We start from the raw sequence: 22,912 nt of genomic DNA, 5'->3' as shown, positions 1-22,912 counted from the left end.
AAACCAATAGTATTGTTTGCTAATTCTGTATTAACCGTATTTATGAGAACAACTACCCGATTATCCCGGAAGCGTTGGCCGGCACTGATTCTGCCCGTGGCGCTCCTGTTGGGATTCGCATCCTTTGTGGTGCAGGATGACCCGTCGAAACTGGACGAAACCCGCTTTACGCCCGTAGTGCTGGCGCAGGACCTGGACGAACCGATGGTCTTTGAAGTGGCCAAAGACGGCACTGTCTACATCATCGAGCGCAAGGGTGCCCTTAAGGCGTATAACCCCTCATCTAAATCCGTCGATCTGATCGCCACCATCCCGGTCAATACCAAATATACCTCCAAAGAAGGCAAGGTAACGGAGGCCGAAGAAGGACTGATGGGCCTTACGCTCGACCCTAATTTTGAGAAAAATCACTGGGTTTATCTCTACTACGCCCACCCCACCGAGGCAAAACATCTGCTAACGCGCTGGGAGCTGAAAGACGGCCAACTGGCAAAAAACTCCGAAAAAGTGCTGCTGGCGGTAGACACCCAGCGCGAGGTCTGCTGCCACACGGGTGGCGGTATGGTCTGGGATAAGGCCGGGAACCTCTACCTGACTGTCGGTAACAATACCGGCAACCAGCAGGCGGCCCAAACCGACGAGCGCCCCGGCCGCAGCAGTTGGGATGACCAGGGCCATGCCGGTAACACCAACGACCTGCGCGGTAAAATCCTCCGCATCCACCCCGAACCGAACGGAACCTACACCATCCCGGACGGTAACCTCTTCCCGAAAGCAACCGACCCGTCGGACCGCGCCAAAACCCGCCCTGAAATTTACTCGATGGGGCACCGCAACGCCTGGCGTATTTCCATTGATAGCCAGACCGGCTATGTGTACTGGGGCGAAGTAGGCCCGGATGCCACCAGCGACAGCGAAATTGGCCCGAAAGGCTACGACGAGCTGAACCAGGCCCGCAAGCCCGGCAACTTCGGCTGGCCGTGGTTTGTCGGCAACCGGCAGGCATTCCCAGTCTATGACTACGAAAACAAGAAGCCGCTGGAGAAAAAAGATCCGGATAAAATTGTCAACAATTCACCCAACAACACGGGTCTGCGGGAGCTGCCGCCGGTGGCGCCTTCGTTCGTGTATTACCCCTACGGTGTTTCCGAAGAGTTTCCGCTGGTGGGGACCGGTTCTCGCTCGGCTACGGGTGGCCCAGTGTACCGGCAAGCCGATTTTAAAGGAGCCAAACGTCCCTGGCCGGCTTATTTTGAAGGCAAATGGATTGCTACCGACTTTTCGCGGGGCTGGATTATGCTGATCTCAATGGACAGCGAAGGCAACTACAAATCGATGGAGCGCTTTCTGCCCAGCTACCGGCCCGTTGAACCCATCGACATGAAGTTTGGTCCCGACGGCGATCTGTACGTGCTGGAGTACGGCAGCAACTGGTTCCGGAAGAGCAACAACTCTCAACTGGTGCGCATCGAGTACAACGGCGGCAACCGCAAGCCGCTGGTGCAGGCATCTGCCGGCAAGCCGGGCGGCAGCGTGCCCCTGCAACTGACGCTCTCGGCCGATGGCAGTAAAGATTACGACGGCGACGCACTGAGCTATAAGTGGTCGGTTACCGGTGCCGGTCTGCCCGCCCGTACCTTCAGCGGTCCCAATCCGACGGTAAAATTTGATAAGCCGGGTGTGTACACGGCAACGCTGACGGTGACCGATGCCAAAGGAGCCGCCAACAGCCAGTCGGTGCGCATCATTGCGGGCAACGAAGCGCCGGCGGTTAAGGTTAATGTGGCCGGCAACCAGACGTTCTTCTTCCCCGACCAGCCGATCCGGTACACGGTAGAGGTGGACGATAAGGAAGACGGCAGCCTGAAAAAAGGCAGCATCCCGGCAGAACGCATCGCCATGAGCATCGACTACACGGCAGAAGGCTTCGACTACGCCGAAGTGAAGCAGGGCCAGCGCAGCGTTGATGCCACCACGCAGTATGCCGTAGCCCAGTCGCTCATCAGCAAGAGCGACTGTAAGGTATGCCACCAGGTAGCGACCAAATCGGTAGGTCCGGCGTTTGCAGCCATTGCTACCAAATACCAGGGCGATGCCGGCGCACTCGACCGGCTAATCGGCAAAGTGCGTCAGGGGGGTGTTGGGGTCTGGGGTGAAGTAGCCATGCCCGGCCACCCCGCCATGTCGGTGACCGATACCCGCGCCATTGTCGATTACATTCTGCACGTCAACGACAAAACCCTCAGCAGCCTGCCTTTGCAGGGTGAGCATTCGGTAACGATTCCCAAAGGCGATAACGGCCGGGGCTCGGTGCTGGTGCGGGCCGCCTACACCGACCGCGGTGGCAAAGGCATTCCGGCGCAGACGGCCGAGCACCTGCTGGTCCTTCGCAGTCCGCAGGTAAATGCGGCTTCGGCTCCTATTGTCCAGGGTGTAGAGGTAAAATCTGATCGGGGCGAGAAGATCATGGCCTACCCGAACTCGTACATCGCGTTCCGGCAGGTTGACCTGACAGGCGTAAAACAGCTCGAACTGGCAGCCACGGCTCAGCGCCGGGAAGGCAGCGCCGGCGGCACTATTGAAGTGCGGCTGGGTTCGCCGACGGGACCGGTCATTGGGGAAGTAAACGTGCCGCTGGCTCCGGAAGTGGATATGGCGAAACTCATGGCGCAAATGGAATCCGGCGCTCCGGCCGGAGCAGCTGCAGGCGGAGCCCAGGGAGCGGCCGGAACCGCCGGAGCAGCCGCAGCCCCTAAACCTGCCGCACCGCCAGCCAACCCGTTTGCGCGGCCACCGGTCTTTGTTTCACTGAAACCGACCGAAGGCGCTCAGGACCTGTATTTCGTCTTCAAAAATGCGGAAGCCAAGGCCATTCAGCCCTTGATGGCGGTGACAACTATTAAGTTTATGAATACCGGAAAGCAACAGTAACGGCACTCCCCGCCGGCCGGCAACATTCAACCGTCGGGCCAGGCAGTTAGTGAAAAAGTCCAATGGTACCTTTCGGCGGCAGCCAGTCAGCATACCAGCCAGACAATGGCCGGGCTGCTGATTGGCTGCCGCCAACCTGTTTTCAGGGATTTATCGGATAAAGCTATCCCGCTAAATAAAGTCCTAAGCGAACCGGTCGTCAACGCCCGATAATTGTCTATATTTGTCCGGTTCGTCCGAAAACGCCAACACAACGCTGGCGTTATTTAGTCCTGCTGACTTATTATTTCCGAATCTGCTTATTTCATGAGTCTTTTATTATCGATTGTGATGCCTGCCTATAACGAGCAAGAATGTATTTCTCTCGTTGTTGATCAATGGATTGAGTTACTCGATCGGGAGTTCCCAACCGATGCCACACGCCTGATCGTGGTAAACGACGGATCAAAAGACCGCACCGGCGAGATACTGGATCAGCTCAAAGAACGTCATCCAAAGCTGACGGTGGTACACCAGAAGAACGGAGGCCACGGGAATGCGGTAGTAAACGGCTACCGTCAGGCGGTAGCGCTGGAGTCTGAATATGTTTTTCAGACCGACAGCGACGACCAGTTTGTGTCCGGCGATTTTAAAAAGCTGTGGGACAAACGCCGGCAGTCGCCCTTTATTTTGGGCTACCGCGAAATCCGGCACGATGCTCAGGCCCGGCTCTGGATCACCCGTATCCTGCGGGGCAGCATTGCGGCCATCTACGGCACGTATATTATGGATAGCAATATTCCGTTCCGGCTGATCCGGGGGAGCTTTCTGAAGCAACTGCTGGCCCAACTGCCCGACCCCACTCCGTTTGCGCCCAACATCTTTCTGGCGGTTATGGCCAAAAAGGCGGGCTATAACACCTTTGATATTCCCATCACGCACAAAGAGCGTCAGACGGGTACGGTATCCATTCTGAAGTGGAAACTGCTGAAAGTCTGTATGCTGAGTTTCCGGGAACTGGCCGTGTTCCGGCTGGAGCTGGGCCGTAAGGTAAAAGCCCTGCGCACCCCCGAACCGGTGGCGATCTAGGCCGGCCGGAAAATAGTCTGTGTCGTGGGTTTGGTAGTTGCTCCTGCTTGCCTTGTTTTTACCCTGACACGTAAGGGTAAAAACCGGCCGGAAACGGTTAAAACACCCCCTGTATCAAACCTGTATGTAGCACCGTGACGCGAAAATGGATCTGGATTGGCTTGGGAGGCCTGCTGGTAGTACTGGCGAGCTGGCTGGGCTATCGGGCTTTCCGGCAGCCGGGTAGCGCGATTGATCCGTTTATTCCCGACGATGCCCTGCTGGTGCTGGAAAGTACCGCTTTACAGAACCGGGTGCCCCTCCGGACGCTGCAAACGGAGATGCCGCTGCGGCAGATGCCTGTTTTTCAGGAAGCCGTGCAGCGGCTCGAACGCTTCCTCTATGCCGCCGGAGATACAACCGCCGTGCTCCGCTTTCTGGCCGACAAACCCGTTTATTACTCGCTGCACCCGGTAGCTGGTCAGGCTCTCGATTTTGTATTTTACCTACCCCTCCGGCCCGGTCAGGATCAGGCCTTTCTGAACACGCTGACAACACCCGATCCGCGCCTGGTACGGGTGCTCAGCCACCACTACAACCAGGAATCGATTACCGAACTGCGGAACCTGAAAAATGAAGTATTCGGTTCATACCTGCTGGCCGGCAACTATCTGATCGGCAGCGCGTCGGGTATTCTGATCGAAAACGTAGTCCGCCAACTGCACCAGCCCTTAACGCGCCGGAGCAGGTTCCGGCTGAGCACCGATCATCTGGCCAGTTTTTCGGTACGGCCGGAAGTGCTGCGGGCCTTGTTCAGCAACACGGAGGCTACCGGTTCGCTGGTAAGTCTGTTTCTGCCCGAAGAACTGAATCTGCAGTTCCGGACTTCAATTTCCCGCACCCACCTGATTGGCTACGCCACCGACGAGATTGGTAGCCGGCAGGCGGTAGCCGGCCTGTTTGCCGGTCAGACTCCCCGGCGCATAGTCAGTGCCGGCCTGATTCCGCAGACGACCGCATCGCTCTACCACATCGGCCTCAGCGATGCCGCCCGCTTTGGCCGGAACATGGCGGACCTGCTTAGTGCTTCCTCCAGCCCATCGCTGCAGGAGCGCCTGCAGCGAATCCGGCAACCAGCCGGGGAGATATACCAGCACCTCGGCCAGGATATTGTGCTGTGCCGGCTGGAAGCGCCGGCGGGCGAAATGCGCCAGGTTCTGCTGCTGAAAGCGGCCGACGTCAAAAAACTCTCGGAGGCCTTCCAGCGCACTGGGTATCAGGCCGGGGCTGGTGGTCTGCCCCTGACCCTGAAAACGTTTCTGGGGCATAAAACCCTGCTGCTGGATGTACCGGAACTGCCGGCCTCCCTGTTCAGCAACCTCTTTGCCGGTTTTCGGCAGAGTTGGGTCACCCAGCATAACGACTATCTGGTGGTAGCCAACAGTGAAGAAGCCCTCCAGGATTACCTCCGGCAACTGGAAAGCGGAGCCGTCTGGGCTGCCGATAAGAACCAGGAAACGTTGTTGACTCTGACGCTGCGGCCGGCCAATTTTACAGCGTTTGTGCAGGTGAACCGGGCCGGAACGGTGCTACCCGCCCATTGGCCGGCAGGCTGGCGCAACCTGCTGAACCATGCCGACCCCTCGCTGGGCAATATCGAGCATATGGTGTACCAGGCCAGTTATGGCAAAGAGAAGATTCTGTCGACGCTGGTGCTGGGCCGCACCACCCGCCGGGCCGGCAACAAGGTACTGAACCGGCTCCTGCTCCAGAAGAAATTTATGCTCGATGCCCCGCCGGCAGCCTCGCCCCTGCTGGTTACCCACCGGGCCGATGGCCAGTGGTCGATCTGGGTACAAAACCAGGCTAATCAGTTGGTCGTGCTGACTACCGAAGGCGAAAAGCAGGAGCAGGGCTACCTTACCGGTCCGGTACGCAGCAATATGCTGGCAGTCGATTACCTGGACAATGGCCGGCTTCAATACCTGTTTATGACCGACCGGATGCTGTACGTTGCCGATCCGGGGGAGCAGTCGCTTCGCTTGCGACCGATTCCGCTACCGGCCGGCCTGACCCCTGCCTTCCTTGCGCTTCCGAAAGGTAGCCGCCGGCGTAACCTGGTGGCCCTGGCGGCCCACCGCGATGGCAGTATTTACGCCCTGGACCGGCAAAACAACCGCTTTACCCGGCTGTTTGCTCCCGACCGGCCGGAAGCGCTCCTGCTGCCGTTTCAGGTCAGCAGCACGGCAGACGGTATGGAAGTGCTGGGGCTCCAGCCAAGCGGGCTGCTCAACCGCTGGGTCGAAACCGGCCGGCAGGCCAGCCATTTTCCGGCACGGCTGACCGCCGGCTTCGCGAGCCCGGCCCTGGAACCCGGCCCGGCCGCCGGCATCCGGCTCATTACGGAACAGGGCGAGTTGCTGCGGCTGAACAACAACGGCTTAATTGCCGAGCGGTCGCAGCTTTACCGGCCCGTGCGAAGCGGATCATTCCGGCTCTGCCCCGACGATACCCAGACGAGTTATATTCTACTCCGGACCACCGACACCGAAATAGCCGTGCTGGACCAGCAGGGGCAGCAGCGGTTTGACGTGCGCGGCCTCAAGCCGGGCAACCAGGTTCAATACCACCGCCTGGAAGCCGGCGTAGAACTGATCAGCGTTAAATCCGGACGGTTTACAACCTTATATGCGCTGGACGGACGCGTGATTGGCGACCGGGCCATTCCGAGCGATTTCCCGGTCAGGGTTCAGTTCAGCGCCATTACCAACCAATTGTATGTATTAAGCGGTACCGGCAATACGGTACAGTTGTTCTCGATTCGTTTACGTTAGGCGTATGGCCCGTTTCTTTCGCTACCTCACCTTACTGATTGCCGTGCTCCTGTATGCCGGCGGCTGCTCCCGCGAGATGATGCGCTGGTATTACCAGACCGGTATCGTTCCCGATGATTATCGCTATGGCGACCTGTACCGGCTATCCGGGCTGCCCCAGTTTAAAGAGCCCCAGCCGCCCTGCCCACCCACCAGCGCCCGGCCCCAGGCCGGTGCCGACAGCACCCACCTGTACATCATCGGCGATAGCTTTACCGAAGCCCAGCGCATCAGCCGGCAGGATTTTCCGGTTGGCTACTATCACTACACCCACTGGGAGAAACAAAACCAGGTACAGCCTGACCCAGGCCGGCGCAATGTGCTGCTGCTCGAAACCGTGGAACGGCACTTTCGCGAGCATTTCAGCCGCCCGGTAAACAATCTTGTGGTGGTAACCGATACCAGCCGCCCGCTGCCCCCGCCGGCGGCCCCCTCATGGCACCAGCAGCTCTCCGCGCTGATAAAGTCCACCGGGCTGGAAGAACGCCTGGAGACCATTCTGTTCAGCCATGATTTGTTTTTGTGGTTTAAAGAACAAAAAGCAAGCCTGAACTTCCGGCTTTTCGATCGCTGGGACCCCAAGGTAGGTGTCTCCCGCAACCGGCAGCATGTATTTGTCGGGCTGGATACCGATACCGCCACCATCAGTTCGTCGTTCACCCCCCTGCCGGCTACCGAACTCGACGCTCTCGTCGACAGTCTGAACCGGGTGTACGACCGCTATCGGGCGCTCGGCTTCAACGAGGTGTATTTGTCCATTATCCCCAATAAAGCCAGTGTGCTGGACCCTGGGCAGGGGCCCTATAACCACCTTATTGAACGCGTTCAGCGGCACCCCAAACGCCGTATACCCATCATTGATATATACAGCGTATACACCCGGAGCCGCGAGCCGGTCTACGCCGTCGGGGATTCGCACTGGAACTGCACCGGCCGTGCGCTCTGGCTGCGGGAAGTCACTAAACGGCTGGCCGGCCCGCTATACGGACCAGCCAATAATGGCTGAGGTAAGCGCATACACGATTGAACGGATCGCTTGGCATACGGGCCCAAACGTAATCAGATAATTCTATAGAGTATCGCTACTTAACGGCACCTTTTCTGCTTATTGACTGTACCAAAACTCCCCGATTTTGATGTTGATTCTCCGGTGATGTTTGTTAAAAAACTCCCTGGATAAACCGTAAAATAAGGTGGGGCAACACCGGATGCAATGCGCCTGAACCGGTTTAGTGCGCGTTTATTGTCGTCGGTTTTTAGCTTTACAATGTCCAAGGAAGTTTGCGGTGTTCCTGTTGAAAACCCATATTCCAGGTTTTGGTTACCTACAACTATTGCGAAAAGTAAATCAAATTTCACCTCTTTGAATGCAGGCCATACAAGTAAACTCAGTTAATTGGTTTTGAATAAAATATTTTCAATAGATTTGCGCAAATCATTTTAGTTATCACACAAAAACCTGCTAATTCCATGAAACAAAAAAGGATTCGTTTTTACTCTCCCCAGGAAGTTCAGGAGACAAAAACGAAAGAGACACCAAAGGAAAATGAGTTAATTTGCACCGTTTCCAAGACGGGACGTCTATCAATTTCTCAGAAAGTTCAGGAGGAATTAAGCATGGATACGGCCAATAAAAAGTTTAAAGTAGGCACGGAAGAGCGGAAAAGAGCGTTTAAAACGTTGTTTCTGGTTCCGACGGAGCAGGATGATCCTGAGGCCTTTGAGTTAGCAAAGACCGGCCGGGGTCAAACCATTGCGTTAGCCGGCTTTTTCGATAAAGTAGGACTCGATTACGAGAATACCCAGTATGAGTTTACGATTAAACCTTTTTCGCAGGAAGACGTAAGCGGCTACGAACTAAATTTAACCGGAGAGGGTACACCCCGTCAGAAACCGGAAGGCGGCAGCCGTCGGGGTCGCCGGAAAGCCAGTCAGACCGAAGGTACGGAGGCTTAACCAGGCAAAAGAAAAGCCCCGCCTTTAGAATTTCGGCGAGGCTTTTCTCCGCTGTAATTACGTTACAGGCTCATTTTGTTTGCTGCGCCAGACCAAAGTTTTTCAGATTAGTCAGGGCAATAACATTGATAATCTTCCATTCGCCATTCAGCTTTTCCAGCACCCTCGATTCTTTTGAGGTAGTTTTTCCCTGGCTGTCAAAAAGAGTCTGGTCGTACGAGACAAAGGCCATGTTACCGTTCAGATGAATGGTGTAATTGGCGTTCTGAATACTTACTTTATCCAGCAGTTTTTTGCTTTTAAACTGATTGGCAAATTGTTTCTCCAGGTTACTCCAGCCTTTAATCAGCATAAAATCGCCACCGTATAAGTTAGCTGCAAAATAAATGTATGGCGTATGCGCCCAGGCATTTGCCCATTTGGCTTTATCCCGCGTAAAAAAACCCTGCGTTTCGTTAAGCAACACCTTTTTAATTGCATCCTGATCCGACTGCCCCTGGCTCGGTACCGTAAAGCAACACCATAGAGCAACTACAATAATAAGATTTCTCATGGCAATATTGGCTTGGTATATGATTAAGTTACCGCACCATCTTGTAAAAAGCAAATTTATTATTGTACTATTTCATCGTTATCTACGAAATATTAGCCTATGCGCTCCCTGGCAACGTTCGGCTACGCGGTAGTTTTACCGGCCGGCTGCGGAGCCAATGTCCGGGCAAACTCCGGATATAAAGCCAGCAGCACTTTCTCCGGCGTCAGGGGAGCCGAGAAGGGCAATTCGGTGTTGGGGGCATAGGCCCGGATGGCGTTACGCAGCGCAAAGTAAGCCCCAATGCCGTACATCAACGGCGGCTCACCCACCGCCTTGGAGCGCATAATGGCGTAGTCGCTCCCCGGCGTATCCAGAAAATGCACGTCGATCTCCTTCGGCACAGCATAGATGTCCGGGATCTTGTAGGTCGACAGGGCATTGGACAGTAGTTTGCCGGCGGTATTGTACTGCAGATCCTCCAGCGTCATCCAGCCGATGCCCTGCACAATGGCACCTTCTGCCTGCCCCCTATCTACGAGTGTGTTCATGCTCTTGCCGAAATCATGACTAACGTTTACGTAATCGAAGACATAAGTGCCCCGCAGGCAGTCGAGCGTAACGCCGATGATGGCGGTGCCGTACACATGGTAGGCAAACGGGTGGCCTTTTTCGGTGACCAGATCGAAGTGTATGGCCGGCGTGGCGTAGTGGGCCTGCTCGGTCAGGCTAACCCGCTGCTGATACGCTTCCCAGATCAGCTGCGACCAGGTCAGCTCCGTTGGCTGGTCGGCTACCCATACCTGCTCGTTCTGCAGCCGCACAGATTGCTCTTCACGAACGCCCAGCCGTATACGTGCCACAGCCACCAGCCGCTCGGTGAGTGCGTGGCAGGCGAGTTGCAAGGCTTTGCCATTGAGGTCGGAGGTGGCGCTGGCGGCCGAGGGCGAGGTGTTGGCAACGCGAGTGGTATTGGTTGTCTCCAGTTTGATACGCTCCAGGCTGACCGACAGACACTGGGCCGCCACCTGCATCATTTTCATGTTTACCCCCTGCCCCATTTCAACAGCCCCCGTACTGACACCCACGCTGCCGTCGGTGTAGATGTGAACGAGCGCCCCGGCCTGGTTCATCCATTTTTTGGTGAACGAGATGCCGAAACAGATCGGCATTATGGCCAGGCCTTTTTTGTACAGGGAATTACAGGCGTTAAATTCATCTGCCTCCTGCCGGAGTTGGGCCAGGTTAAAACGCGCTACGGCATCGGTCCAGCAGTGTAGGGCTTCGCAGCCTTCGGCCCGCTGGCCGTAGTGGAACTCGTCGCCTTCCTGCAGCAGATTGACCCGCTGGATATCGGAAGCCGGCACACCCAGCACCTCAGCCGCTTTGGCAATGGCCGATTCGATCACGAACATGGCCTGTGGGCCACCAAAACCCCTAAAGGCCGTGTTGGATGGCAGGTTGGTGCGGCAGCTATAGGCCGTGGCCGTCAGGTTTGGAATGAAATAGGTGTTGTTGGCGTGAAAGAGCGTCCGTTCCATAACCGCCGGTGACAGATCGGCCGATGCGCCGGCGTTCTGGTAAAACGTAACCTGGTAGGCTTTTATCTTCAGGTCTTTAGTCAGACCAATGCGAAAATCGGACGAGTACGGATGCCGCTTGCCGCTCATGCGCAGGTCTTCCATCCGGTGCAGGATGTACTTGACCGGCCGGCGCAGCAGCAGGGTAGCCAGGGCGACCAGGGCGGCCCAGCCGTTGGCCTGATCCTCTTTGCCGCCGAAACCGCCCCCCAGCCGGGTCACGTCGACCTCAATCTGATGCATGGGAACGCCCAGCACCCGCGCTACCGTGCGCTGCACCGCCGTTGGCCCCTGGGTAGAGGAGTACAACTTAATGTGCCCATTTTCGAGCGGTATGGCGTAGGCCCCGTGGGTTTCCAGGTACAAATGCTCCTGCCCGCCCGAATCGGCTCGACCGTCGATGACGAAATCGCAGTCGGCAAAAGCGACTTCGGCCTCACCCAAACGGAACGTGCGGGAGGGTACAATCAGGTGGCCCTGTGCATAGGCTTCACGCGGGTCGGTAATGACCGGCAGCGGATCAATGTCTGCCTTTATTTTATGCACGGCCGCCCTGGCAATCTCATCGGTTTCGGCAATCACTAACGCGATGGGCATGCCCCAGAAATCGACAGTTTCTGCGGCCAGCAGGGGTTCGTCCGGCACGATACCGCCAATCTGGTTTTCACCGGTAATGTCGGCGGCCGTAATGACCCGAACTACGCCGGGCGTATCCAGCGCTTCGGTATAATCGAGGCTCCGGATGCGGCCGTGCGCTACCGGCGACGAATACACGCAGGCGTACAGGGTGCCGGTCACAACGGGCAGATCATCGAGGTACAGGGATTCGCCCCGGACGTGGGTGTTGGCGTCTACAAAGCTCATACGAGTGGGGGCAGATCAGGCTGGGTGGAAAACAAGGTCAGGAAGTGGGCGTAGAACAGCTGCCGGAACAACAGCCGCTTGTAGGTGGCCGAGCCCCGCACATCGCTGATAGGGGCAATCTCCGTTTGGGCAACCTTAATGGCGTTCCGGATGGTATCGGCCGTCAGCGGCTTACCGACCAGAAACGCCGAGGTCAGCGACAGGTACAGCGGCACCGGTGCAACGCCCCCGGCCGATACATGCGCCAGGGTAATCAGTCCCCCGCTGGTTTCGAGCAGCAGGGCCGTGTTGACGCTGGCAATATCCAGATACGTCCGCTTGCTGACCTTCTCAAAATGGAATTTAGCCTGCGCTCCGGGCATCCTGAACGAAACCGATTCCAGCACCTCTTCAGGCGTTTTATCCAACGTTTTGTAGCCCCGGTACAGCTTCCGCAGAGGCAGTGTCCGTTGCTTGGTACCGGAGCGCAGCACCACCTGTGCGTCAAGGGCCAGCAGCCAGATGCTGAGGTCCCCAATGGGCGACGCATTGATGAGGTTACCCGCCACCGTGCCCATGTTTCGGATGGGCGTTGAAGAGATCAGTTTCAGGTAGTCAGGCAGCTTCGGAAAAAGCTGGTTCAGCAATGGAGCATTCAGCAGATCGTCGGCCGTGCAGGACGCCCCGATATAGACGTAATCCCCGGCCTGGTAGATGCTGGTAAGCGCCGGTTTACCGTATAAATGATGAATGGCTGCCTGCCGCATGGCTTCCGGCTTCTGCACGAACAGGTCGGTACCTCCGCCGACCGGAATGGGTGTATGACCGTTCTGGTGCTCCACCGATTCTGCTGCTAACTGCTCCTGTAGCGCCAGCATTCGCTGCGGTATCTGCGCAAAATAAGGGGGCAAAAACCGATTCCCAATCAGCCAGTCAACCGCCCCGTCGGCCGGCCGCTCAGCCAGTTCCCGGCTGATGCGGGCTACGGCACGTTCGATGGATTTGTAGCCGGTGCAACGGCAGATATTGCCGTCGATAGCCGTAATGCCATTCTGGTACGTGGCGGGTTTGGCACTCAGGCTGTAGCCGGTTAGCGAAACAATAAACCCGACCGTACAAAATCCGCACTGCGAGCCACCCTCCTCCACCATAGCCTGTTGCACCGGACTGAGGGAATCGGATAGGTTTAGGCCTTCAATGGTGACAATGTGCCTGCCATGCGCGTTGCCAAGCGGCACCAGGCACGAGGTCATGGACTGGTACCGGAGCCGGTTCTCGTGCCAGTCGCCGACCAGCACCGTACAGGCACCGCAGTCGCCCTCCCGGCAACCTGTTTTGGTGCCGGTCAGGTGACGCGAATACCGAATGAAGTCAAGAAGAACCTGGCCCGAAGGCTCGTTGGTTGCGATTAGTCGATCGTTGAGCAAAAAGCGAATCATACCCTGTCTGAGTCTATACCTCAGAGCAAAATACAATTTTTTCTTTGTTTCACCTAAAGTAATCTCCAAAGTCTTATCGATGGTCGTTTCACCCTCCAGCACGCTAAACTGGTCATCAAACGACTTATGGTAATGCCAGCCATTACCGCCATGCGGCTCCACTTAAACCAGAGCCAGTTGCTGGGTGAAAAAATCATGAATGTCTCCGATATAGCCGCCTATATCGGTTACCAGAACGTCGGCAGTTTCTCCGCCGAATCCAAGAAGCGGTTTGGGTACTCCCTTATCGGCAAGTGACCTTACACCCGCAGGACAAACGTAAAGGCTCCCTCTACAGTGATTTTTTGGTTTGGCGTAGCAGTAGAACGGACCGGGTCGCCGGTCCGGAAAATCTCGGAGAGATGGCCAACATAGGATGTGGGTTATCCCAGTATAAAGAGATCAAATCACATACCTTTCAACGTCCTGCTGGACCTGGCTACTCGCACGCATTATTCCTGTTCTGATTAAAAAAAAACTCAAAAGAAGAAAACTAAGCTCAACAATGACAGCGCTCCAACTATCTTCAAACACCTCCGGATATACAAGCTGGAGGTAACTCTCTCCGCTTACCATCATAAAACTTGGGAGGACAAACAGGACGTAGACAACACTCTGCCAAAAATATAAGCTTAATAACAAGCCAGGCTTAATAGTAACCACCAGTCTGGCCGAATTGTCTCCGGTCGGAATAACATTACCTTTCAGAGAAATAAGAGCCCGGAAAGGCATAAGCAAAAATCTGGAGACATTCATAAACGAGCCTCCATCCGGCGTCATAACTAAACTACCCCTTTTAGATAGCTGTTCATTTAACCGTTTCCGCAGGGTTTCGGCATCACCATTTACTGTGTACGTAACCGTTTTTTTCAGAAACGGCTGGCTCAGGGATTTGATAAAAGAGATCATCTTATTCGTGTGTCAGAGTTGCTATAGATATTTGTCTATCCCGTTTTTCGGTTCAGGTTACCAGCAGGAAGCGTAAATTTTTTTGGATACGGTATAGCAAGTGGAGGGGCATTGGCAATCAGAGAATCCCTCGACAAAGCATATCGTCTTCAACCCGTTGGCTGCGAGCCGCTGGGTCCGCCGTTACAGGCTTACAGAGGAAGAGAGTGCGCTGGTGGAAGCGTAACGTACAACACCCGGAATGGTAACGGGCATCAGGTTCAGATGCTCCTCGATATTGGTTCGGAGGCCATACACGGTGCCGATAGCCATAGCCCACAGGAACGGCAGCACCACGCCCAGCAGCAACAGGCTTCTCACCAGCGGGTGCAACAGGTCGCCGGCGGTGGTCACTGCCGTAACCAACAGATGCAGACCCAGGCACAGCGCCGTCAGAAACAGTAACCCCAGGGCCGGACTGGGCTGAATGGTCACTGCCAGCCGGCTGGTATCATGCAGGCAGGCACCGGACCGCCCCGCTATCCGGCCACGCCCGAAAGGTGCCGACAGGGGTTCCAGCGTAAACCGGACAGAGCCCATAAAGCCGCAACGCTCCGTAGGCAGGGCATTTACCCGCTGTTGCAACACGGCTACCGGCGTGTTTACAACATACACCAGCGTTTCGGCACAAAATGGTTTGATCAGGCGGTGGCGAATAGCGGTAAACATGGCTGGCTGGATTTAGAGGTTGTTGACACCTATATATCCAGCCAGGGTAGAGAGGTTAACGATACGAATCTTAAATTTCTTTGTGTAGAGTCTGGCTTTAGTCTGTTGTTCATCCTGAAACTGCACTCCTCGCCTGGGAGCCGACACACAATGTTCGTGATCGGCAAGGAGGGCGACGAAAGCAAGCTGACAGCTTAGTTACTGAGTTTGCCGCTTCGGCAGAATAATGGTGAATACGGCACCCTGGTTTTCCTGCCCATCAGCAAAAATCAGGCCTTTGTGGTTATCGGCAACCTTCCGGCATAAGGCCAGGCCAATTCCGGTGCCAGGGTATTTATTCTTGGTATTCAGCCGCTGAAAAATTTCAAACACCTGCTCCGAGAACTCCGGCTTAAACCCAATGCCGTTGTCGCGAAATACCAGCTTGACATACTCGTTTTCTGCCGGAAGCTGATAGCCGGCCTGCTCAGCCTGAGCCAGCGGACTGGCGGTAATGGTAATGACTGGTTTTCGATCTGGAGCCGAAAACTTCAGACTGTTCGAGATCAGGTTATGCATAATCTGATTCATCTGCAATTCAACGGCCTCCAGCACGGGCAGGTTATCCGCCACAACCTCGGCGCTTTTCCGGCTAACCTCAACCTCCATATCAGTACAGACATTTTTCAGCACCTTATTGAGATCCACCGGCGTAAACTGGGGTTTATGCCGGGGCTGAGTGAGTCGGGAATACTCAAGCAGGTCTTTGATCTGGGAGCTCATCCGCTGGGCGGCCGCCAGTATTTTATCGAGCCAATCCTGCTGAACAGGTTGCAGCGTAGCCGACACCTGGCTATGCAGCATATCGCCAAACAACTGGATCTTACGCAGCGGCTCCTGCAGATCATGGGAAGCCACATAGGCAAACTGCTCCAGCTCGTAGTTGGATTTGGCCAGTCGCTCATTGGCGTCCTGCAGCTCTCTGGTTCGCGCCTGTACGTTACGCTCCAGCTCTTCGGCACTTTTCCGCAGGGCTTCCTGGGCCTGCCTTTCCCGGGTAATATCGCGCACCTCAATCACGGTTGATACCGGAACGCCATTCTCGAAAATCGGGCTGGCCGCGCAGGAGACGGGAAACGATGTGCCATCTTTTCGGAAAAACACGTCGTGGTGCGCCCGAATGTCGAAGTTTTCCGGCAAGGCCCGGTCAATAGGGCAATCTTCCATGGGATAGTACGAACCATCGGGCCGGTGGTGATGGATCATGTAATGCAGCGGCCGCTGCCGGATTTCCTCGAAGGTGTAACCAAACATCTTCTCCCCTGCCGGATTCATAAAGGTGCAGTAGCCTTTGGCATCCATCATGAACAGGGTTGAGGTCGCATTATCGGCAATGGTCCGGGTCAGTTGGTTCTGATACGACAATGCCTCCTGGGTGAGTTTCAGCTCGGTAATATCCACAATAACGCCTGAAAAGCTGGCGGTCTGCTCTTCATAGTCCACCCGACCTCTGGCGATCACCCACTGCATCTTGCCCGCTGCGTTGATAACCCGATATTCGGCCTCGTACTCGGCCTGGTTAGCCACCGCCTGCTCGATGAGTTGCATCACCCGCGCCCGATCGTCGGGGTGAATAGCGTTTACAAAATTGTCGAGCGGTAACCCGTGGGCGGCCTGTTCTACCTCTACCCCGAAAAGTCGGGCCAGGTTCTGGTCGCCATACACCTTATCCTGGTTAATATCCCAGAACCAGGTGCTCACCAGGCCGGCCGACAAAGCCGCCTGCAACTGGGTCTGCGCCCGGTGCAGGGCGGCTTCTACTTCTTTCCGCTGCGTTACGTCCCGCACGACTGCCAGCAGATGGGGCCGCTCCCTGTACGTAAAAGTGGTGCCTTTCACCTCCACAGCAATAGGCTTGCCGGCCTTGCTGACGTGCGTACTCTCGACGGTATAGAGCTGCGTATCCCGCACGGTGTCGATAAAGTGCCGGAATTTGGGATGGTCGTCCGGGTGAATCAGATCCCAGCCGCTGAGGGCAGTTATCTCCCCGTACGTATAGCCGTGCATGGTACAGGCGGCCGGGTTGGCTTCTACCAGCCGGCCCTCGTAATCGTAAATCAGGATTGCGTCGCTGGTGGCCGAAAAAATGCTTTCGTATTGGACCTGCTGTTCCTTTTGCTGCCGGGCGGCATGGCGCAGCTCGATCTCATTCATCACCATTGTAGCAAAGCGAGTGAGCAATTGGCGATCCGGCTCCGAAAAGCTCCGTACTTCTCTATCCACAATACACACCGTTCCGATCATAAAGCCATCCTGGGTAATGATGGGGGCACCGGCGTAGAAACGCAGGCCAAAATCACCGGCTACCAGCGGATTGGCCAGTAGGCAGGGTTCCTCCAGGGCATTTTCGTAGACGGTCAGCTCCGGACTCAGCACCGCCAGCGAGCAGAGGCTGACGCCCCGGTCTACGGCCTTCACGCCGGGCATGCCCACGTTGGCCTTAAAAAATACCCGCTCTTTATCGACCAGCGAAATTAACGCAATGGGGGCCCGGAAAACCTGTGCAATGATATGAGCAATTGTATTGAACGTTTCTTCGGGAGGAGTATCCAGAATGCTATACCGTTTTAAGGCCTCTACTCGTTCATCATCGTTATCCGGTATAATCGGTTTTCCAAAGGTATTTATCATTCGTCAGCGTAAGGTTTCCGTTGCAAACATACGAGAAGAGCCGTTCAGGGCCATCGACGTATAACCGGTTTGGAGGAGCAGAGGTTCAGAAAACGAGCGAGCGGATGGGCGGAAACAGGTTGTGGTAACCGGCAGTACGATAGTAAATTTGGTGGCGGCTCCGACCTCGGCCAATACCCGCCTGGTAACACCATGCTCTTTAATGATCATACCGTAACTCATGCTGAGCGATCAGCCGAACGCTCAGTGCGTTTCCACATACCGGAGGGGAAGGGCCAGGTTCACGCCCTGCCGGGCGGGTAGCCAGACGTTGATACCCCGGCGAAGCAGGTAGTGATACATCACTCGTCCAGCATGTCGGCGGCCAGGGCGTTTACCGTCTCCCAGGAAAAGGGAAGCCACAGGCCGCTGTTATCGTCGTAAACCTCGGTGGCGGCTGCGCAGGGAAACAGTTTATAGTCGAATTTGGGGTAATTGCTGACCAGGTAGCCGGGGTAATAATACAGTTTCTGCTGCTGCCGGGCATAATTGATTTTCGCCAGCATCAGGTATTTTCCCAGGCTGTATTTGCGATAATCCGGATCGTAGACGTTCATAATACCGGCAATGCTGTCGAACCCATCGTCGAAAATACCAACGGCAATCAGGCGTTCACCGTCGCGCACCTCAACGGCGTAGGTATCAAAGGCATTGTAACGCGACCCGTTCTGAAGCCAGAACTCCACCGACGCGGGCGCATCGAAATCAACCATGCTGCGGTACCGCACAAACAGGGCTTCTACCTCAGTTGTCAGCACAAAGGGGGTAACCGTTACTGAAAATTGCGCATTGCGCCGGAGCAGGCTGTTTTGTTTGGCTTCGAACCGGACAACCGGCAGAAAAAGGCGAAGCCAGTGAACGGGGCAGAGCGTATCATTAACAATCAGGTATCGGCAGGTGAACACCTCCTGGTGCATCCGAAAATAGCCCATACTCAGCCAGAGATCCAGATCACTTCCTGTCATGAAATCCTTTTTTACCGCACCGGCGGCCAACACTCAGCTTTTTGTAGTCAATGCCGTTCCGGGTAGGCAAATATATCTGTTTTGGCTGCTCATTTGTACAGGCGCGTTTATCGATTTCGGCTTAACGTCCGGCACTAAGCCCGGATTAACGCTCCGGCGTGAAAACCGCCCTGCTCACTATGCCCATACTACTGTAGGTAAAAGCCTGCCTGGCCACTCCGCCTAACTTGCTTATCCCCAGGACCAAAAGAGTAGGGAACGTAGTATTCCGGCAGAAGAAAAAAGCGATCTACAGCCTTAAGGTTTATAGGAGTTCTATAGGATCTTCGACAACCCGGAAGTTTTCGTGAAAGTCACGCAGCCGGACCATATCGTCTGCCGATATGGAAAAGTCGAACACATCGAAATTTTCCCTGATCCGGCTCGGCGTTGCCGATTTGGGAATGGTTGACACGCCAAGCTGTAACGCCCAGCGCAAAAGAATCTGAGCCGGTGTTTTACCGTACTGCTCCGCCAGTTGGCGCAGTTTGGGGTCGTCAAAGCGTCGTCCGCGAATCAGGGGCGAATACGCCTGCAGCACAATGTGGTTAGTCTGGCAGTAGGTTAGTTCCTCTTCCAGAAACAGGTAAGGGCTGAATTCGATCTGATTGACGGCGGGCACCAGCGTGGCATGGCCGGCCAGTTCCTTCAGAAAGGGCAGCAGATAATTGGCAACCCCGACAGCCCGCACCCGGCCCTCGGCATACAGTTTTTCTAAGGCATTCCATGTTTGTTTTCGGCTTGATTTTAGGGGCCAGTGGATCAGGTATAAATCGACGTAGTCGCAGGATAGTGCCTTCAGGCTCTGGTCAAACGCCCGCAGGGTTGTGTCGTAGCCCTGGTCGGCATTATCCACTTTGGTCGTCACAAACAACTCGTGGCGGGGGATTCTGCCGGCCCGGATGGCGTTACCCACCTCGACTTCGTTGCGGTACATGGCGGCCGTGTCGATAAGCCGGTAACCGGTTTCAAGCGCGTAGCCAATGGCTTGTTCGGCTTCCCGGCCGTAGACATCGTACACTCCCAGCCCCAACAACGGCATAATTACGCCGTTGTTGAGTGTGGTAAACAGTTGGTTTGCGGCCATCAGGCATCCCAGCGTTCGAGGCCCAGCAATTTTTTTCCCAGCTCGTTCAGTTCGGCGGTCTGGTAGCGGGTTTGCTCCCAGTTGCGCGGATCGCCGGGAAACGCGTAGCCATCCGGAGCCCGGCGCTCACGCCAGGAAGTGATGCGCCACTGCCGCAGTTCTTCGTTGTCTTCCTGAGCCGGCATCATGGAGATATACTGGGCAATGCGAACTTTATCTTTCGTGAGGTTGGGCCGTATACCGTGCGGTTGCGTGCTGTTGAAAATCAGCAGGTCGCCGGCTTCCATTTTGACTTTTACCAGCTCAAAGCCGGTAATGTCCGGTTTAAAATGATCGCGGTCGGCGGGTTGGGTCAGTTTCCAGGTGTCGTAGGTGCGATACAGTTCCGGAATGCACTGGAAGCCCCCCATGTTTTCGTCGGTCTGGTCGGCCAGCGCCAGTACGCCCTGCACGTTCTGCGGCCGGGTCTCGGGGTCATAATCCCAGTGTATGAAGCCTTTGAACTCGTGCCCCGGCCGCATGGGAAAATTCAGGTTGCAACGGTCGATGGTCACCCACAGCTTTTCGGTACCCCAGATGTCGACAAAAGCGTCGTACACCCGCTGCGTCTGGCGGTTATCCCACAGGTACTGGTGGTTGTACACTTCCACCATACCGCTGTTGGTCAGTTCCTTCATCTTCATCTCGGCACGCGGGGGCGCATACCAGGTGTTGGGATCGCTGGGGTCCTTTTCTTCAAACTCCCACAGAAAACTCGCCAGTTGCCCGGCCTGCTCACGGGGAACGGCATTCTTGATGACGATATAGCCGTTTTCGATCCAGAACTGCCAGTCGGCTTCAGACAATACCCGCAGCGGCTTTCCGGCCGAGCGGTCGTTGAGTTTGATGTGGCTGGAGGTAGCCGTTGACGGATTACCGGGAATGTCTTTGTGATTGTTGCCGGGAATCATGGTAGCAACGGCAGGGGCAGGCGTTGTTGTTTCCACAGGTTTATTGCGTTTTTAGGTGAATCTGATAGGACAAATTTAGCGGGTCAGCTACCCTGAAATCTAACCCTATACTAGCCATTTTTTGAACAATATTGATATTTTGTATAGATCTTTAGCGTTGTGTATTATACTTTAGGGTAAAAAGCAATTCAACCTCTACGACAAGACGGTATGAAAGTCCGTTATGAAGACATTCGCCCCGATGCCGATAGCTCGTTCCGGATTTTGATTACGCCTAAACTAAACGATTTTTTCTACTGGCATTTTCATCCGGAGTACGAGATTGTCTACATCGAAGCACCCGAAGGAACCCGGCATGTGGGCGATCATATCTCCCGCTTCCGGCAAAGCGATCTGGTGCTGATTGGCCCCAACATTCCGCACCTGAACTTCGACTACGGCATCAAGGCAGAGTACGAGCAGTTTGTGGTTCAGATGCGGGAGGATTTCCTGGCGAATGCGTTTACGAGCGTGCCTGAGCTTGCGGGCATCCATGCCTTATTTGAGCGAGCCCGGCACGGGGTCTATTTTTTCGGAGCGACCAAAGAGGCCGTTGGTCGGCGGCTCAGGCGGCTGCATACGCTGGCCCCGTATGAGCAGTTTATCGAAATCCTGAATATCTTTCAGGTGCTGGCCACCAGCCCGGAGCAGGACCTGCTGCACTCCAGCCCGGTGGGGCAGCACTACAGCCTCAAAGAGCAGCAGCGACTTAAGCGGGTATACGGCTTTATCGAAGAGAATTATCAGCAGCCGATCGGAGTAGCGCAGATGGCCCAGCTCACGCACCTGACCAAAGCCGCATTCTGCCGGTATTTCAAGAAGATGACCCTGATGACCTTCACGGAGTTTCTTAACCAGTACCGGATTAATCAGGCCAAGAAGCTCCTGCTTCTCGATAAAACCGTAACCGAGGTCTGCTTTGAGGCTGGCTTCGAGAGCTTATCTTACTTTAACCGGACGTTTAAAAAAGTGGCGGGCGAAAATCCCCTGCACTTCAAAAAGCGACATAGCGGGTAAGCTTCCGGCTCAGGCGGCTTATGGCTGGTTGCACGTGTGCTGCGCAGGGACTACATTCACTCTCAATTTCCGTGTGTTTATGAAGCAGTGGTTTTACCTTGACCGATACGACATCCTGGTGATGATTGTGTGTTACCCGGCCGTGTTTCTGGCAAACTATCTGATTCTGGGTCAGCCCTACTTCGACGAATGGCGGATTTTCGTACCGGTGACTCTGGGCCTTACGGTTCTGTATGTGTTCTTTGCCTGGATTATGGACTCCTGGATGAAGTATATGCGCTACCGCTTTACGGAGTTAAACCAGGTGGTTCGCCGGCTCACCTACTGCCTCATCGGCTATATCCTGGTAACGGCCTTGCTGGTTTGTCTTATCTTCTGGGTATACGGAAAACTAAATGTACCGGGTTACCAATTCGACCGTACTGTCTTTGGCTGGGTCCTGCTCATTGGGCTATGCACCAACATCATCTCGGCCGGTATTTCGGAAGCCGCCTATTCGTATGAAAAGTGGCGGGCCAGTGTGGCGCGGGAGTACGAACTGAAGGAACTCCATATGCAGCAGCAGTTAGACGTGCTGAAGCAGCAGGTGAACCCGCATTTTTTGTTCAACAGCCTGAACTCGCTCATCGCCCTCATTGAGGAAGACCCGCGCCAGGCGGGTACATTTGCCGAAGAACTGAGTTCGGTTTACCGGTACGTACTGCGGGCCAACGACCACAACCTCACTGATCTACAGACCGAACTGGACTTTATTCAATCGTACTATCACCTGCTAAAAACCCGCTATGGCCGGGGCCTCGACCTTGTGGTAGCCATTGACGAGCAGTGCGGACACCATAAGCTGCCCCCCCTCACGCTGCAATTGCTGGTCGAGAACGCCGTCAAGCACAACGAAGTCGGTGCCGACCGGCCGCTGCGGATCGAAATCTGCACCGATCAGCAGGCGCAGCTCTCGGTACGCAATACGTTACAGAAAAAGCCGGCCAGGGTCCTGTCCAACGGCGTAGGTCTCAGCAACATCATGGCCAAGTACCGGATGCTGGGCCAGCCCGCTCCGGTTGTGCAGGAAACCAACGGCCTGTTTGTTGTAACGCTGCCGCTGATTAGGGGTACCTAGTACAACGGATCGATTTCTATGATCTAAACAAGTGAAATCGTATAATTTTCGTCATAATTTCTGTTCTGGCGAACACAGGCAAAAATCCGTTGGACAATCTTGTTGCGTACATTGTTGAGTACTAACATTTTG

At 55.3% G+C, this 22,912-nt stretch carries 18 protein-coding genes and 1 pseudogene; 9 read left to right on the top strand and 10 right to left on the bottom strand.

All coding sequences use genetic code 11. The annotated features are described in order from the left end of the window. Window positions 1-42 precede the first annotated feature (42 nt). From ABD931_RS27240 to ABD931_RS27220, 5 genes are all read left to right on the top strand, one after another. Window positions 43-2,931 (top strand): PQQ-dependent sugar dehydrogenase, encoded by a 2,889-nt coding sequence (locus ABD931_RS27240; RefSeq protein WP_345271200.1) that lies wholly within the window; start codon window positions 43-45, stop codon window positions 2,929-2,931. 306 nt (window positions 2,932-3,237) lie between these two features. After that, entirely contained in the window at window positions 3,238-3,999 is a 762-nt protein-coding gene (locus ABD931_RS27235) for a glycosyltransferase family 2 protein (protein ID WP_345271199.1), read from the top strand. A gap of 134 nt (window positions 4,000-4,133) precedes the next feature. Next, the gene (locus tag ABD931_RS27230; protein ID WP_345271198.1) at window positions 4,134-6,812 is read left to right on the top strand and encodes a hypothetical protein; all 2,679 of its coding nucleotides are present in this window, start codon (window positions 4,134-4,136) and stop codon (window positions 6,810-6,812) included. 4 nt (window positions 6,813-6,816) lie between these two features. After that, entirely contained in the window at window positions 6,817-7,857 is a 1,041-nt protein-coding gene (locus ABD931_RS27225; protein ID WP_345271197.1) for an alginate O-acetyltransferase AlgX-related protein, read from the top strand. Window positions 7,858-8,321: 464 nt separating this feature from the next. Next, on the top strand, window positions 8,322-8,807 hold the full coding sequence (locus ABD931_RS27220) for a hypothetical protein (protein ID WP_345271196.1): 486 nt from the start codon (window positions 8,322-8,324) through the stop codon (window positions 8,805-8,807). Between the two features lie 70 nt (window positions 8,808-8,877). On the opposite strand, the gene ABD931_RS27215 is transcribed toward ABD931_RS27220, so the two are convergent. The 3 genes from ABD931_RS27215 to ABD931_RS27205 all read right to left on the bottom strand — a co-directional run bounded on the left by ABD931_RS27215 (window position 8,878) and on the right by ABD931_RS27205 (window position 13,201). Continuing rightward, a complete protein-coding gene (locus ABD931_RS27215; protein ID WP_345271195.1) occupies window positions 8,878-9,360 on the bottom strand; it encodes a hypothetical protein in 483 nt (160 codons plus the stop codon). 122 nt (window positions 9,361-9,482) lie between these two features. Then, window positions 9,483-11,783: a xanthine dehydrogenase molybdopterin binding subunit gene (locus ABD931_RS27210; protein ID WP_345271194.1), complete on the bottom strand. Its 2,301-nt coding sequence runs from the start codon at window positions 11,781-11,783 to the stop codon at window positions 9,483-9,485. Continuing rightward, window positions 11,780-13,201 carry an FAD binding domain-containing protein gene (locus tag ABD931_RS27205; RefSeq protein ID WP_345271193.1) on the bottom strand — a complete coding sequence of 474 codons (1,422 nt, stop codon included), beginning with the start codon at window positions 13,199-13,201 and terminating at the stop codon, window positions 11,780-11,782. Before ABD931_RS27205 ends, ABD931_RS27210 begins: the two co-directional genes overlap by 4 nt. A gap of 132 nt (window positions 13,202-13,333) precedes the next feature. On the opposite strand from ABD931_RS27205, the gene ABD931_RS27200 reads away from it, so the two are divergent. Then, entirely contained in the window at window positions 13,334-13,498 is a 165-nt protein-coding gene (locus tag ABD931_RS27200) for a helix-turn-helix domain-containing protein (protein WP_345271192.1), read from the top strand. Between the two features lie 144 nt (window positions 13,499-13,642). On the opposite strand, the gene ABD931_RS27195 is transcribed toward ABD931_RS27200, so the two are convergent. The 4 genes from ABD931_RS27195 to ABD931_RS27180 form a co-directional block, all read right to left on the bottom strand. Further along, window positions 13,643-14,149 (bottom strand): hypothetical protein, encoded by a 507-nt coding sequence (locus ABD931_RS27195; RefSeq protein ID WP_345271191.1) that lies wholly within the window; start codon window positions 14,147-14,149, stop codon window positions 13,643-13,645. A 183-nt stretch (window positions 14,150-14,332) separates the two neighbouring features. Next, the gene (locus ABD931_RS27190) at window positions 14,333-14,857 is read right to left on the bottom strand and encodes a hypothetical protein (protein ID WP_345271190.1); all 525 of its coding nucleotides are present in this window, start codon (window positions 14,855-14,857) and stop codon (window positions 14,333-14,335) included. A 198-nt stretch (window positions 14,858-15,055) separates the two neighbouring features. Next, window positions 15,056-17,527 (bottom strand): PAS domain S-box protein, encoded by a 2,472-nt coding sequence (locus ABD931_RS27185; RefSeq protein WP_345271189.1) that lies wholly within the window; start codon window positions 17,525-17,527, stop codon window positions 15,056-15,058. A 341-nt stretch (window positions 17,528-17,868) separates the two neighbouring features. Next, a complete protein-coding gene (locus tag ABD931_RS27180) occupies window positions 17,869-18,531 on the bottom strand; it encodes a GNAT family N-acetyltransferase (RefSeq protein WP_345271188.1) in 663 nt (220 codons plus the stop codon). Between ABD931_RS27180 and ABD931_RS27175 the strand changes: the two genes are divergently transcribed. After that, a complete protein-coding gene (locus tag ABD931_RS27175) occupies window positions 18,530-18,757 on the top strand; it encodes a hypothetical protein (RefSeq protein WP_345271187.1) in 228 nt (75 codons plus the stop codon). The two genes, ABD931_RS27180 and ABD931_RS27175, sit on opposite strands and share 2 nt — an antisense overlap. 78 nt (window positions 18,758-18,835) lie before the next feature. On the opposite strand, the gene ABD931_RS27170 is transcribed toward ABD931_RS27175, so the two are convergent. Further along, on the bottom strand, window positions 18,836-19,657 hold the full coding sequence (locus tag ABD931_RS27170; RefSeq protein WP_345271186.1) for an aldo/keto reductase: 822 nt from the start codon (window positions 19,655-19,657) through the stop codon (window positions 18,836-18,838). Continuing rightward, window positions 19,657-20,607 carry a phytanoyl-CoA dioxygenase family protein gene (locus ABD931_RS27165; protein ID WP_345271285.1) on the bottom strand — a complete coding sequence of 317 codons (951 nt, stop codon included), beginning with the start codon at window positions 20,605-20,607 and terminating at the stop codon, window positions 19,657-19,659. Before ABD931_RS27165 ends, ABD931_RS27170 begins: the two co-directional genes overlap by 1 nt. Window positions 20,608-20,817: 210 nt before the next feature. Between ABD931_RS27165 and ABD931_RS27160 the strand changes: the two genes are divergently transcribed. Next, the gene (locus ABD931_RS27160) at window positions 20,818-21,663 is read left to right on the top strand and encodes an AraC family transcriptional regulator (protein ID WP_345271185.1); all 846 of its coding nucleotides are present in this window, start codon (window positions 20,818-20,820) and stop codon (window positions 21,661-21,663) included. Window positions 21,664-21,742: 79 nt separating this feature from the next. After that, on the top strand, window positions 21,743-22,780 hold the full coding sequence (locus tag ABD931_RS27155; protein ID WP_345271184.1) for a sensor histidine kinase: 1,038 nt from the start codon (window positions 21,743-21,745) through the stop codon (window positions 22,778-22,780). Window positions 22,781-22,803: 23 nt separating this feature from the next. Here the strand turns inward: ABD931_RS27155 and ABD931_RS29405 are convergent. Continuing rightward, window positions 22,804-22,912: pseudogene (locus ABD931_RS29405) on the bottom strand (IS110 family transposase); the annotation flags it as partial.

The sequence above is a fragment of the Nibrella viscosa genome, from assembly GCF_039541875.1.
Classification (GTDB): domain Bacteria; phylum Bacteroidota; class Bacteroidia; order Cytophagales; family Spirosomataceae; genus Nibrella; species Nibrella viscosa.
This window is presented reverse-complemented; position numbering and strand designations above follow the sequence as displayed.